The 14219-nt window shown below is 44.2% G+C and carries 13 protein-coding genes, 1 tRNA gene and 1 pseudogene; 8 read left to right on the top strand and 7 right to left on the bottom strand.

Annotated features, from left to right (window positions below; genetic code table 11):
- Window positions 1-118 precede the first annotated feature (118 nt).
- Window positions 119-3258: pseudogene (locus AC3B4V_RS13935) on the top strand (efflux RND transporter permease subunit).
- A gap of 60 nt (window positions 3259-3318) precedes the next feature.
- On the opposite strand, the gene AC3B4V_RS13940 reads toward AC3B4V_RS13935, so the two are convergent.
- Window positions 3319-3795 carry a hypothetical protein gene (locus AC3B4V_RS13940; protein WP_023467153.1) on the bottom strand — a complete coding sequence of 159 codons (477 nt, stop codon included), beginning with the start codon at window positions 3793-3795 and terminating at the stop codon, window positions 3319-3321.
- Window positions 3796-3860: 65 nt separating this feature from the next.
- The gene (locus tag AC3B4V_RS13945) at window positions 3861-4688 is read right to left on the bottom strand and encodes a M15 family metallopeptidase (RefSeq protein ID WP_290716494.1); all 828 of its coding nucleotides are present in this window, start codon (window positions 4686-4688) and stop codon (window positions 3861-3863) included.
- A 216-nt stretch (window positions 4689-4904) separates the two neighbouring features.
- Between AC3B4V_RS13945 and AC3B4V_RS13950 the strand changes: the two genes are divergently transcribed.
- Together AC3B4V_RS13950 and AC3B4V_RS13955 are read left to right on the top strand one after the other, a co-directional pair.
- Window positions 4905-5450 (top strand): methyltransferase family protein, encoded by a 546-nt coding sequence (locus tag AC3B4V_RS13950; protein WP_488378738.1) that lies wholly within the window; start codon window positions 4905-4907, stop codon window positions 5448-5450.
- A gap of 17 nt (window positions 5451-5467) precedes the next feature.
- Entirely contained in the window at window positions 5468-6955 is a 1488-nt protein-coding gene (locus tag AC3B4V_RS13955) for a phytoene desaturase family protein (RefSeq protein ID WP_488378739.1), read from the top strand.
- Window positions 6956-7014: 59 nt separating this feature from the next.
- Here AC3B4V_RS13955 and AC3B4V_RS13960 read toward each other — a convergent pair whose 3' ends face one another.
- Genes AC3B4V_RS13960 through AC3B4V_RS13970 form a run of 3 tightly spaced genes read right to left on the bottom strand, consistent with a single transcriptional unit; the run spans window position 7015 to window position 9599 of the window.
- Window positions 7015-7581 (bottom strand): histidine phosphatase family protein, encoded by a 567-nt coding sequence (locus AC3B4V_RS13960; protein WP_488378740.1) that lies wholly within the window; start codon window positions 7579-7581, stop codon window positions 7015-7017.
- Between the two features lie 16 nt (window positions 7582-7597).
- On the bottom strand, window positions 7598-8248 hold the full coding sequence (locus tag AC3B4V_RS13965; RefSeq protein ID WP_023467148.1) for a response regulator transcription factor: 651 nt from the start codon (window positions 8246-8248) through the stop codon (window positions 7598-7600).
- Between the two features lies 1 nt (window position 8249).
- Window positions 8250-9599 carry a sensor histidine kinase gene (locus tag AC3B4V_RS13970; protein ID WP_488378741.1) on the bottom strand — a complete coding sequence of 450 codons (1350 nt, stop codon included), beginning with the start codon at window positions 9597-9599 and terminating at the stop codon, window positions 8250-8252.
- A gap of 147 nt (window positions 9600-9746) precedes the next feature.
- Here AC3B4V_RS13970 and AC3B4V_RS13975 point away from each other — a divergent pair, with 147 nt between their 5' ends.
- Window positions 9747-10298, top strand: coding sequence for a YdhK family protein (locus tag AC3B4V_RS13975; RefSeq protein ID WP_133208512.1), 552 nt, complete (start codon window positions 9747-9749; stop codon window positions 10296-10298).
- Between the two features lie 46 nt (window positions 10299-10344).
- Here the strand turns inward: AC3B4V_RS13975 and AC3B4V_RS13980 are convergent.
- Window positions 10345-10417: transfer RNA gene (locus tag AC3B4V_RS13980), tRNA-Val, on the bottom strand.
- 138 nt (window positions 10418-10555) lie between these two features.
- Window positions 10556-11182 carry a nitroreductase family protein gene (locus AC3B4V_RS13985; RefSeq protein ID WP_488378742.1) on the bottom strand — a complete coding sequence of 209 codons (627 nt, stop codon included), beginning with the start codon at window positions 11180-11182 and terminating at the stop codon, window positions 10556-10558.
- A gap of 185 nt (window positions 11183-11367) precedes the next feature.
- On the opposite strand from AC3B4V_RS13985, the gene yhfH reads away from it, so the two are divergent.
- The 4 genes from yhfH (at window position 11368) to AC3B4V_RS14005 (ending at window position 14211) form a co-directional block, all read left to right on the top strand.
- A complete protein-coding gene (gene yhfH, locus AC3B4V_RS13990; protein WP_064505459.1) occupies window positions 11368-11514 on the top strand; it encodes a protein YhfH in 147 nt (48 codons plus the stop codon).
- Between the two features lie 410 nt (window positions 11515-11924).
- A complete protein-coding gene (locus AC3B4V_RS13995) occupies window positions 11925-12551 on the top strand; it encodes a polysaccharide deacetylase family protein (RefSeq protein ID WP_370567813.1) in 627 nt (208 codons plus the stop codon).
- Window positions 12552-12566: 15 nt separating this feature from the next.
- Window positions 12567-13208, top strand: coding sequence for a YkyA family protein (locus AC3B4V_RS14000; RefSeq protein ID WP_488378743.1), 642 nt, complete (start codon window positions 12567-12569; stop codon window positions 13206-13208).
- A gap of 100 nt (window positions 13209-13308) precedes the next feature.
- Window positions 13309-14211 (top strand): EamA family transporter, encoded by a 903-nt coding sequence (locus AC3B4V_RS14005; RefSeq protein WP_064300855.1) that lies wholly within the window; start codon window positions 13309-13311, stop codon window positions 14209-14211.
- Window positions 14212-14219: the final 8 nt, after the last annotated feature.

A 14219-nucleotide genomic window follows, 5' to 3' on the forward strand; every position in this document is an offset into this window, starting at 1 on the left:
AAAAAATTTATCTTTTTTCAAAAAGATCTTTTTAAATAAAAACAGTTTTAAAGTTGCGGGTTCTATGAGTGTCCTCTACTATGTAAATAAGCACATATAAAAAGAAAGGAGCGTTCATATGAACTTTTTAACCCGATTTAGTTTGAAGAACTCGGTTGCTGTCTTCATCATTGCAATCCTATTGATTTTAGGAGGCGTGTATTCCTTCTCACAATTAAAAGTCGATCAGTTCCCAGAAATCGAGTTTCCTCAGATTTCAATCGAAGCGGTTTACCCTGGTGCATCTCCTGACGATGTCGATAAACAAGTTGTCTCAAAGCTTGAAACTTCCCTTAAAGGAATTGAAGGGGCTACCAAGCTAACGAGTTCTTCTTATGAAAGTATCGGTATCTTAAACATCGAATTCCCGTTCGATACCGATATGGATAAGGTCGAACAACAAATCGATGCTGCAATCCAAGATGCGAATCTACCGGAGGAAGCAACGACGAAATTGAATCGTTTGTCCTTTGGATCGTTCCCGATCTATAACATCTCTTTCTTTAGTAAGGATGGTAAAGACATCGAAAAAATCCTAAAGGAAGATATCGAACCTGAACTTAGTAAGATTCCAGGAATCAACAGCGTCTCCGTTGGTGGCTATAAGGATGATCTCGTTCAAATCACCGTCGATAAGGAGAAAGCGACGGAAGCGGGTCTCTCGCTCTCGAGCATCAAGGAACAAATCAATGGAAAGTATGTCTCGTTCCCATCTGGTCAGCTATCAGAAAACGATTCGAAAATTCCGATTCGCGTTGAGGAAAAACTAGAAAATCTAGATAAACTAAAAAATCTACAATTGACACCTGCTGCAGGTGCGACTAGTTCATCAAGTAACGGTCAAACAGGTGGTTCATCTGCTGGCGGTCCACCACAAGGTGCAACGCAAGGTCCACCAAGTACAACAGGTGGAGCAGCTGCAGATCAGGCGTCTGAACCTGCAGAACCGATTCGCCTAGAGGATATCGCAAAAATCGAAGCAGTCTCGCAACAAAGTGAAAAAACACGTTACGACTTAAAAGATTCCTTATCGATGGCAATCACGAAAAAACAAGATGCCAATACAGTCGAAATCGCAGATGAAGTCACGAAGATCCTCAATAAATATGACGATCAAGTCGACTATACGATTGGAATCGATTCAGCGAAGGATATCGAGGAGTCCGTTGCGACACTCGTCAAAGAAGGATTACTTGGTGCACTCTTCGCATCACTCGCTGTACTCTTGTTCTTACGGAACCTTCGCGCGACGATCATCGCCATCGTCTCGATTCCATTATCATTACTCATCGCTGCTATCTTCTTGAACTGGCAAGATATCTCCCTGAACATCATGACACTTGGTGGGATGGCTGTTGCAGTCGGTCGTGTCTCGATGATAGTATCGTTGTCATCGAGAACATCTTCCGGCGCGTCCGAAAATCCGAATCCGGTATGACGGATGAGATCATCGAACAATCGACAAAAGAAATTCTAAAAGCAATCACGTCATCGACGCTGACGACCGTCGTCGTCTTCCTGCCGATTGGATTTGTCGGTGGCATTACTGGTAAGTTCTTCTTACCGTTCGCTTTGACGATTATTTTCTCACTACTTGCTTCACTACTTGTGGCAATCACGATCGTACCGATTCTCGCGAAGTTTGCATTCAAGAAGGTACCAGCGGAAGAAAAAGAAGGAGTTCTTCAACGGTGGTACGGCAAGCTGATTGAAAAATCACTCTCGCACAAGGCGATCATCTTGGTCGTATCGTTTGTCCTTCTCGGTGGTTCCCTGGCGATCGTACCGCGTCTCGGCTTTACGTTCATTCCGAACGAAGCATCGAAGACCTTGACGGCATCGCTTGAACTTCCGGCTGCCACATCACTTGAAAAAACAAGTGACGTCTCGTTTGAGATGGAAAAAATGTTTGATAAAGAAAAAGCCATTGCTGACGTGACGACTTCTGTCGGAGCGCGTGACTTCACGACAGGCTTACGTCTCGATAATAAAGCAAGTTACTTCTTGAATCTAAAAGACGGTGTAAACGTCGAGAAAACGATCAAGTCACTTGAAACACAGATGGAAGACATCGCTCAAGATGAAAACGTCGATGTCAAAATCAGTGTGGCTGAACTATCGACAGGTGGTCCTCCGTCGAATAACAATGTCGATGTCGACTTGTTCTCGAACGACCTCGAAGCCCTTCAAGAGGCGGCAAAACTCGTCGAGGATAACATGTCGAAAAATAATGATTTGAAATATATCACGAACAACTTCAGCGAAAAACAAAAGCAGTATCTCGTAGAAATCGATCCTGAGAAAGCAAGTGATCGCGGACTATCTGGTTTCCAGATTCTCGGTACCGTTAACGATCAAACGAAGCCAGTTACGGTCGGAACGCTCAATCTCGACAATAAGGATCAAGACATACAATTATCTTATGAAGAAGGACTCGTCTCGAAAGAAGATCTCGAAGACGTCCAACTCTTCTCAGCAAACGGACCTGTCGCTTTGAGAGATGTCGCGAACGTCAATGAAGTCGAGACCTTCACATCGATTCAGAAGCTCGACGGAAAAGTATATGCTCGCGTATCTGGACAAGTTAAAGGAGACGACGTTCAAAACGTATCGAACGCTGTAAAAGCTGACGTCGAAAAAATCGATTTACCAGACGGTGTCTCACTGACAAGTGGTGGTGGAAATGATGATACGGTCGAAATCTTCCAATCACTCGGAATTGCGATTGTCGTTGCCATCGGACTCGTGTACCTGACAATGTTGATCACATTCGGAAAAGCTCGGATTCCGTTCATCATCTTGTCCTCTCTGATCTTTGTTCCGATTGGTTCACTCGTCACGCTCTTCCTTGCAAATGAACCATTGTCTGTCAGTGTCATGATCGGCTTCCTGATGTTGATCGGAATCGTCACCACGAACGCAATCGTTCTCGTCGACCGCATCGGTCAAAACGTCGGACGTGGTATGCCGATTCGCGAATCATTGATTGAAGCTGGTAAAACGCGATTACGCCCAATCCTGATGACCGCATTTGCAACAATCATGGCATTGGTGCCTCTCGCATTAACCACTTCTTCAGGAACATTGATCTCAAAAGGTCTTGCCTTGACGGTCATCGGTGGATTAACGACCTCTACGTTGTTGACACTTATCATCGTTCCTGTCGTCTATGAATTGTTCTTCTTCAAAAAAGCAAAAAAAGAACGTACGACTAAGTAAATGCACATGAAAGAAGCCTATCGCTTGGATCGCGATAGGCTTCTTTTCATTCTATCAGGCTTACGACTCTAACTGTTCATCCGTTCGTTCCAACGTACCATCATGTTGCGCCACTAATCCGTCGAGGACGGATGGTTCAAACTCTTCACCGATCGCGATGATTCCTGTTTGCCCAGGCGGAATGACGCCGAGTGTTCGTTTGAATGTTTCTTGGATTTCTTGATTTTCCTTCATGTCTTTCGATCCACCAATCAGCATACCCGTCATCGAACCAAGTAAGATGCCGAATGGGCCTCCTAGAATACCAACCGCCATTCCAATTAACGACCCTTTGACGGCGCGATTCGATCCACTTAGGTCTACAGCATCTTCAAACGAAAAAGCACCATTCTCATTTCGCTTGATGACGGCAATCTGTTCGAAATCGACTTGACCTCGCGCATGATATTTCTTCAATTCACTGAAGACTTGATAGGATGTCGCTTCTTCTTTGAACGTAAACGTCATGATGTGATGTTTCGCATCTTTTTTTGCCATTCGTTCCACCTCTTTCACCTGAGACGAATAACCGACTAAGCCAACATCCTCTATTTACCATGTTTTTAAGGAGTCGAAACCTTTACCGGTTTCCATGGTGCGAGGTGGAAGTACTCTTCCATTGTTAGTCCACTGACTTTTAGACGAGCGGCAAGCGTTGCTCCGACATACCGATAGTGCCAGCTCTCATACGTATACCCCGTCCAAGATTCTTTACCAGATGGATAGCGGAGATGGAAGCCGTAGCGGTGAGCATTCGCAAACAACCATTTTGCCTCTTTTGTTTTTGAAAAGCTAAACGTGGCGTATTTTGTTGAATCAGCGCCTCCGATATCAAACGCAAGACCTGTTTGATGTTCACTTTTCCCAGGTTCCGCACTGTACGTACTCGCCTTCTCATATCCATCCCGCGCAACATATTTATCAAACAACGTTTTTTGATAGGCGTAGGAGCGATATGTACTAAACGCAACGAGCGTAATTCCCTCTTTTTTAGCCGCTACACGCATTTTCTCAAACGCAGCTCTTGCTTGTTGATTCTCACCAGGAGCGTACGTCGAGCGGAGCGCTAAGTTCTTATTCGCGATGAGTGTCTTACCGATCCGCTTTCCACCGATTTGTTCATCCGTCAGTAGATACTTCGTACTCGCATAACCAATCTTCGTACCATATTGTACTTTTGACCATGTACCGACTTTCGAAAGTTCCGTCACATAGATCCCTGTCGGAATAACCGCAAGACTCGGTTGATCAATCGATGCTCCTTTACGCAAATGAAGGGATGTCTTTGCTTGCCGATAAATAGAAGTCGATGCTTCGACCGTTGGTATATACACTGATGTACAGGCCGCTGTTAATGTCAACGTCGTGATGAGTGTCGTGATGTATTTCATGAATCGTATATCTCCTTTATGCATGTTCTAATCTGCATCCATATTTTAGATTAGAATACCATTCTTTTTTTCAAACAGGGTTCTTTCGGAATGCTTGTCATGAAAATGAAGTATTTCTGAAGTTTTCTAAATGTAGCTTAAGGACGAATTACAATGGGTAAATAACGATGTATGCGTTTTCGAAACATGATTCTGATGCAGAAAGGAGTAGCGTACGTGTCACTTTGGGAATGGATCTTCAGTATCGGTAGCATCTGTTGGATCGGTGAGATGATTCGTTTCCGGAATCGCTCTGAGTCCAAGTCAGGCGCAGCAGAACAAGTTAGTTTTTATTTGATTTTCCTTGTCCTAAGCGGAACGATCGTCTGCGCTTTCCTCTTTGCGAATGAGAGAGTTTCTACATTCATGCGCATCTCTTCATGCATTCTGTTGTGGTGTGGCGTTTCCTTACGTCTGTGGGGAATTCTTCACTTAAAACAACAATTCACACGTCATGTCGTCGTGGCATCTGGTGATCAGCTCGTCAGCAGTGGTCCTTACCGCTTTTTACGTCACCCATTATATAGTGGATTGTTATTGATTACGATGAGCTTCCCCCTCTTCACCGGTCAGTCCGGACTTTTTGTTCTCTCTGGACTTCTGATGTTCTTTTTCTTGCTTTACCGAATTCGAATCGAGGAAGCGATGTTAACGAAAGGTTTTGGACCTGCCTATACAGTATGGGCTGCGAAACGAAAGCGATTGATTCCATTCATCTACTAAAAGGAGAAGTGATTCATTTGAAGAAACGCGCAATTGTCATTGGAGCAGGTCTTGCTGGTATGTCTGCCGCCATTCGTTTGGCTGGAGATGGTTATGCAGTCACGATGCTTGAAAAGAATGCAAACGTCGGAGGGAAACTGAATCAACGTAGTGGAAAGGGATTTACTTTCGATACCGGTCCTTCCATCTTAACGATGCCTTGGGTACTCGAACAACTCTTCTCAAGCGTTCATCGTAACTTGGATGATTACTTAGAAATCGAGCGCATTGAACCGCAATGGCGTACATTCTTTGAAGATGGAACAAAAATCGATGTCAAAGGTGACTTACCTGGAATGCTTGAAGAAGTCGAACAAGTCTCGTCACGAGCTGATTTTGTCGAATTGTTCCGGTACTCCAAACAAATGTACGACTTGTGCCTCGACAGTTTTTATAAATACAGTCTCGAAGATTTAAAGGACTTAAAAAAATACCATACGATGTCTGATTTATTAAAGATGGATCCTATGAATACCGTCGCGACCGGAACAAAGAAACATCTCAATGATCCATATCTCGAACAGCTATTCAACTATATGGTCATGTATGTTGGTTCCAACCCTTATCAAGCACCTGCTGTCTTCAATCAGATGATTTACGTTCAAATGGGACTCGGCATCTATTATGTCAAAGGTGGCATGTACCAAATCGCGCGTGCCATGAAACGGTTGCTTGATGAGCTCCGTGTCACGGTTCATCTCAACTCACCCGTTGAACAAATCGTCCTTGAAAATAAAAAAGCGGTTGGCGTCTTATCAAACGGAACGTTTCATGCAGCCGATATCGTCGTCTCAAATCTCGAGGTCATTCCGACTTATGAACGGATCGTACCGGAGAAAAAAGCCCGGAAGCAGGCCAAAAAATTACAGGCGTCGTTCGCTCCTTCCGTTTCAGGTCTTGTCCTGCTGCTCGGTGTAAATCGCGAGTATCGCGGGCTAGCGCATCATAATTTCTTTTTCTCGGAAAATCCAGAGCGTGAATTCGCCCAAATGTTCAAAGAAGGTATCCCTCCTGAGGATCCGACGATTTACGTTGGTGTCTCGTCAAAATCCGACGCTTCCCAAGCTCCTGAAGGGAAGGATAACTTATTCGTCTTAACGCATGTTCCACCGCTAACACTTCAAAAAGGTGAGGTCGACTGGAATGCGTACCGCGAAGTCGTTCTCGATAAACTAGAGCGGATGGGACTTCACGGACTTCGTGAATCAATCGAGTTTGAATATCGCTTCACCCCAGAAGATTTGAAGGAATTATACGGTCCAAACGGTGGATCGATTTATGGTGTCGCAGCCGATCGGAAGAAAAATGGTGGATTCAAGATTCCATCGAAGAGTGACTTGTACGAAGGACTTTATTTCGTCGGTGGTTCGACACACCCAGGCGGCGGTGTACCAATGGTCACCTTGTCCGGTCAATTAACAGCTGATTTGATCCGAAAACATGAAGGTGCTGTTCCTACGCCTTAAGATTTCTCCAATTACAAAAGAGACGGAAACTGATTCACTCATCAGTTCCGTCTCTTTTTTTACTTTGTATTCGTCAAAAGTGGTACGACATGAATGTCCGCCTTTTCTCCTAATCTCACATCCATTCGACATACGGCTGGCATCGATAAGGATTTCCAAAATGCGTAATCAAACGTCGAATCAAATGTTTCTAAGAGTAACACCATGATGTTTCCGTGTGTTCCAAGAACGACTATTTCGTCAGGATGCTTCTCCACTAGTTCGTCGATGAATGGCCGAATGCGTTGCGACGCTTCGTTGTTCGTTTCGCCTCCATACGGATTTTCATTCGGATGTTGCCATACATATGTGACCGCTGCTTGAAAATCGTCAAGCTCTCCCGGTGCTAACAATCGCTCTCGTAGTTCCTCTACCTCAATGATTGGTTGTTGACGTGCCTCCGCAAGCGGTGCAATCGTCTCGATCGCCCGTTGATATGGGCTGCTGTAGAACCTGTCGATTGGAATTTCTTGAAACGTTTCAAGTAAACGTATCGCATCTGCTCGTCCTTTATCGGAAAGTGGCCGTTTCCGTTCATCTAGTGAATATGTCGAGTGTGCGTGCCGTACGAAATAGAGTGTCGTCATGTTTTGATTTTCCCCTTTATTGGTGTGTCCATCGGTATCCGATTCCGCGAACTGTTTCGAGATGCTGTTCAATCGGAAAACCGCAAACACGTAGTTTTTCTCTTAAATGTCTGATATGCGAGTCGATCGTCCGCTCGTCTACAGACGCTTCCGCTCCCCATAACATCGTCGTTAGTTGATCGCGTGTCCAAACACGTCGTGGAGAATCTAAAAATACACCTAACAACTCAAACTCCGTCTTCGTTAACGAAATCTTTTGTTGGAGGTAACTACAACGATAGCTTTCCCGGTCATAGGATAGACCATCATACTGTTGCTGTAATAAAACTTCCATTCGCCCGATCAGTTCCCCTTCTTGAATCGGTTTTGATATGTAATCATTCGCTCCTACTTCTCGTGTCCTAATGATGTCTTCCCGCTGATTCCGAGCCGTAACCATCAAGATTGGGATGTTAGAGTGTTCTCGAATGAGACGACAACATGTCCAGCCATCCATATCCGGCATCATGACATCTAGTAAAATCAGGTCGAATACGTGCTGACGGCAGAGATCAAGAGCTTGTTGCGCAGAATCCACAAGCTGACACGTGTACCCATACGGCTGAATATACAGTTTGAGCAGTTCAAGCATTCTTGGTTCATCATCTACGATCAATACATGCGGCATTTTATTTCTCCTTCCACTGCAGTGTCACTTGTGTTCCATGTCCAAGTTGACTCTTGATGTTCAATTCTGCACCATGTGTCTGAGCAATTGCTTCAACGATGGAGAGTCCGATTCCAGTTCCTCCATGTTTTCGAGAACGAGATGCTTCCGTTCGGTAGAGCCGTTTCGTTACATGAGGTAAAGATTCTGCAGCGATCCCTTCTCCTGTATCTTCGATTTGAATGAAAGCCCCTACTGCGTTGACACCATAACGAACGATAATTTTTCCCGACGTCGTATGTCGCCGTGCATTTTCAATGATATTCACGATCATCTGACGGAGCTGCTGAGCGTCACCCATCACTTCTAATCGCTCACCTTCTATCTCGAACGAAACATTTTCTTGTTCGATGTCTGGACGCATCAATCGTATCACTTGATGAATCAAGTCTTCGACATCGACAGGTTTTTGCTCCATCATAAAAGCATTGGCGTCAATTCGTGCTAGCCAAAACAATTGCTCAATCCATTCATTCATTTGCTGACTTTCTTCTCGAATGATCGTAATGTAGCGTTGTTGCTCATCCGGCGTCAACGTTTGGCGTTCGAGAATATCCGCGTATCCCTTTATATATGTCAATGGTGTTCGTAGTTCATGAGATACGGTTGCTAAAAATTCGGATCGTTCCCGATTCAAAAAATCGAGATCTTGTTTTAATTGCTGAATCGAACGCGCCAATTGTCCCAGTTCATCTTTTCGATCAATCGGCAACTCTCCACCTTCCCCATCCAATAGACGCGCTGTCGCTTTTTCCATCTGAATCAACGGACGAGAAATGAGTCGGGTCGTCCAAATGCTTGCCGCACCCGCTAATAAAAGCGCTAGCAGCCCCACTTGGAGAAACTGCTGTTTCAACGGATCAAGTACGTGATCTACGATTTCTTTAGAAGCGAACATGAATACATGACCACGATGTTCCCCGTCAATGGTGATGGGACTGTCCGTCATTAAAAAGTCACGCATCGTCACGATTTTTCCTTGTTGACGGTAATCAAAATCCGTATGCTCTAACATGCTCTTCATCTCATTCGACAAATGTCGTGACGCTTCGAGTTGTTTTCCATCTGCATCAGTGATCACCACAGTAAACGATGAATCTGCTTCCATCATGCTGACATGGCGCATCGTCGTTTGGTCATAGGAATCGACAAGGACATCACGGTGTGTATTTCCTCGGTTCAGTAAACCGTCTACTACTTCCTGCGTTCGTGTTTGAGACAACTGATAATACAATGTCCCAAACAACACACTGCCACAAATTAAAAATGCCGCAAGCACGATTCCTCCGACTGAGTATGAAATACGACGCATGACGATTCCTCCTTTTTCTCTCCATTTTTAGTATAGCTAAAAAAAACGCGATCGACGCAGGCAAACGAAACTGTCACCTCATCTGCACACGATTTGCATATACGCTGGGTATAGTAAAGAAGACTAGTGACTTCAGGAGGGTTTTATATGAAAAAATCATTGACATTAACCGCACTTGCTCTTAGTTCTACGCTTTGGCTCGGTGCATGTGGATCCGCCAATAACGATGGAAGTAATAGTGACTCACACGATATGTCTCATGGAGATATGATGCATTCGAGCGACGGAAAGCTACCATCCGGTTTAAAGGAAGCCAGTGATCCGACTTATCCGAAAGGAAGCAACGTCACGTTGACGACGGATCATATGGACGGTATGGACGGAGCTAAAGCAACGATTGCGGGAGCTTACGACACCGTCGTCTATGCGATCAGTTACAAACCGACTACTGGTGGAAAGATGGTGAAAAATCATAAATGGGTCATTCAGGAAGAACTCGATCCCGTTCCAACTAAGCCACTGCAAGTTGGTGATGAAACAACTGTCAAAGCGGATCATATGAAAGGTATGGATGGAGCAAAAGCGACGATTGATGAAGTAAAGGAAACGACGGTCTACATGGTGAACTATGAACCGACGGACGGTGGAGAGATGGTGAAAAACCATAAATGGGTCACAGAGGATGAGATAAAGAAATAATAAAAAAAGCCCGCTTTTCCTATAAAGGAAAAGCGGGCTTTCGGTATGATTCTGACTGGGCTCGAACCAGCGACCTCTACCCTGTCAAGGTAGCGCTCTCCCAGCTGAGCTACAGAATCATGTTTGCAGTACATTATGTACTTGCTAGGACATGTATTAATATATCAAGAAACTAAAAGGCTGACAAGTCTTTTTCTGAAAAAAAAATAAAAATTAAAATGGAGGAATTGAACCCCGCTTCCTCCATTTTGAATGACTTACAGGAAGGTCGATACTTGATCAATCGGTAAACGTAGTGCCGGACGCTTTTTCGCATCTTCAACCGCTTTTCCGACAGCAATCAACATGACCGGTACATACCGTGACTCGGTGATGAACGTTTCCGCAAAACGTTGATGATCGAATCCACCCATTGCGAGTGTTGATAATCCACGCGCTTCTGCCGCAAGCATCAATTGCATCGCAGCAAGGCTCGCATTCGACATTGCCGCATCGCGCCCATAGGCTTCACTTTGATAAGCGCCTTCTACCTGTGCCTTGATCGAATCAAATAAATCCTCTGTCATGCCACCTGCTTCTACTGCTGGACCGTACACCGGATTGTAGTTTCGATTAGCTTGAACATCACCTAAGATCGCAATGACTGCTGAAGCCGAAGTGATAGCCGGCTGATTGTATGCGATCGGTGCAAGCTGTTGCTTCGCTTCTTCTGAATGGAAGACCGTGAAATGCCAGTGTTGCAAATTCCAAGCACTCGGCGCCGCTGTCGTCCATTCTAATAGTTCTTCCACTTCCTGTTTTGAAAGTTTGAACATTTCGTCGTAATGACGAACCGAACGTCTTTCTGTTAAGACACGCATTGTATCAAGTGTTGCATGTGTCATGTGTAAATCCCCCTTATTATTATCAGATTACTTAGATATCGTAGCATGTCTCTTTTTTATTGTCCTCTATCAATACTTCAAACGAATTTACTGTTATAAAACAATAGTTGACATTAAACTTCTGTACTAATACAATAAAAACAAGAAAAAAGACCATTGCGTTTATTTTGAAGGAGGAAAAACACATGGAACAACCCCTTTACCAAGAAGCATCTGCTGCATTCTATCGTGAGCTTCCCGTCAAGACGTGTGCCCATTGCGGAAAAGAGATGGATGAACAATGTGAATCCTATCAAACAGAATGCGATGAGTGTGCTGTAACAGAACACTAATAACACATGAAACAATCACTTATTCAGTGGTTGTTTTTTTATTTCTTACAAACTTCTTCTAAATAAATCGATATTTTTTAGAAAAATCGATTTTTCGTCATCTTTTTGTCATCTGTTTGTTACAAAAGAAACAGTCAGAATGTTACATTATCTGTATATGATATTTTTGACAAAAGGAGCGACAGACAACGATGGATCCATTTACCTCAAGCCACGCTAGCGAACTCGGTCCACGACCGCGTACAAAAAAAAGAAAGTTTTTCCCTCGATTTTTCTTACTTCTCACACTTGTTTTTCTCGGAGTTGGGGGATATGTCGCTTATCGATACGTTTTTACTCCTGAACAGCAATCCATTACGACAGGTAAATCCATTACTGAAGTACCTGTCGTCAATATGGAAAAAGCACGCGTGGAAAAATGGAATGGTGTGACGAAAAAAGTCGCTTATTTAACATTCGAGGATGGTCCATCCGCATTAACACCGGACTTACTTCGAACATTGGATCAACTTCAGACTCGTGCCACTTTCTTTTATCTCGGATCACAAGTAGATGCTTTTCCGCAAGAAGTCAAAGCTACTGCTAAAGCTGGACACTATATCGGATTACACGGGGAAACACACGATTACGATACATTGTACGAAAAAGGAAAGTATGTCTCAGAGATGCAAAGTGTTCAGAAGAAAATCCATGAGTTGACGAAGCTAACACCACATTTGACACGACCACCTTATGGCTCTGATCCCGGCATCACGAAAAAAATGGCATCTGCCATTCATTCAGCAGACTTCCGTGTGTGGGACTGGTCAATCGATTCAATGGACTGGTATTACAAAGATAGTGCAAAAGAAGTAGCGAATACGGTCATTCGGCGAGCAGAGCGTCCGTTTGAAATCATACTCTTACATGAACAACCACAAGCCATCAAGGCACTTCCAGCCATTGTTGCCGGACTTCAGAAAAAAGGCTATCAATTCGCGATTTATGATGAAGATTTCCATATTCCGTACAACTTCGCGCAACACTCGAATTTATAAGGAGTTACTATCCAGATGAAAAAAACATTCGTAGCAATACTGTTCCTGTCGAACTTCGGACTCGCTGCCTGCTCCAACGATTCACCAGCCTCTCTTCATGAACAGCTAGAGCAACAAGTGAAAGGTGAAGAGAAGGCATTTACGCTAGCTGATCAACGTGCTCGTAAGGATGAAATTTCAGTTAATACGTACCAAGCTGTTCTTGATGCAGGTGCTGAAGAAATCAAACGCTCTCAAAATGAACGAGAGGAATTAGAAGCCTTAAATGACGAACGGCTTGCTTTATTGAAACAAGAAGAAACGTTACGTAAGGAAACGTACGCTGCACTCGATCTTGAAGAATTGAAGGATGCTGTCAACAAACTTGATGGTAAAGCAAAAACAGAAGGAACTGCCTTAGTGACAATCATCAAGGAACGCGAGCAGACATTTCAAACGTTCTCGAAAACGTATCGACAAGCGATGGACGCTGAAAAGAAAGTGCTTTCACGCTTGACGAAAAAACCGGATTTCGTTAAGATTGATGAGTCAACAGCGGATTTAAATCGTTTAACACGGAAAGCTACCGCGTCATTAAAGAAGTGGAATGCGCTGACCGTTCAGTATAATCAAACGAAAACCCGGCTGTATCGTTTGCTCGACACATCAACTCAATAAATCACACAGGTTGCAACCAAACCCTGTCCAAAAAACCTGGACAAGGCCCCGTTGCAACCTTTTTTGTGTGGTTTTTACTAAAAATGGAGGGAAATTATTCATGCATCGCTCAAAAGCCACTTTATTCGTTCTGATTGGCGCTATCAGTTATGGTGTCCTCTCAACGATCGTCAAACTCGCTTATGCTGCTGGATTCAACTCAGCAGCCGTTTCAGGTAGTCAATTTTTCTTCGGCTGGCTGATGATTTTCGGACTTGCCTTATTTACGAAAAACCTTCGTCTCGATCTCAAAACAGCTGGTCTTCTCATGCTGATTGGTATTTCAAGCGGTACAACCGGTTATCTCTATTACCAAAGTCTTCAGACCGTATCGGCATCCGTTGCGATCATTCTCTTATTCCAATTCACTTGGATCGGTGTCATCATTGATGCGCTCGCATTCAGACGTTTACCTACTCGCGCGCATTTCCTGTCCGCGATTCTACTGATTGGCGGAGCCATTCTTGCGAGTGCTGCTTACTCGAGCCCACTCGACCTGCGTGGAACATTATTCGGTCTTGGAGCTGCTGTTAGTTTTTCGATTTTCCTACTCGCTAGTGGACGCATCGCCAATCATTTACCCGTCATTAAGAAAAGTTTTTACATGATGACAGGTGGTCTTGCTTTCGTCATGATCATGTATCCACCAACGACGTTCTTGTCGTCTGCGAACTTCGAAAATGGACTTCTGTTATACGCGATTCCGCTCGGTCTATTCGCGTTGATTTTGCCACCACTCTTATTTGCTGCAGGCGCCCCTCATCTGTCTCCAGCAAGCGTTTCTTTGCTCGGAGCGGCTGAACTACCGACAGCAGTCATCTGTTCCGTCTTAATTTTAGGAGAACATCTGATGAGTTCCCAATGGATTGGGATCGTCATCATCTTGATCGGAATCTTTTATCCAATCTATCGCTCAAGCAAAACAGCACCTGTTGCGAACGTACAACAAAACGACCTTTCCTGAGTTCAGGA

It is taken from the genome of Exiguobacterium sp. E17S (genome assembly GCF_057772545.1).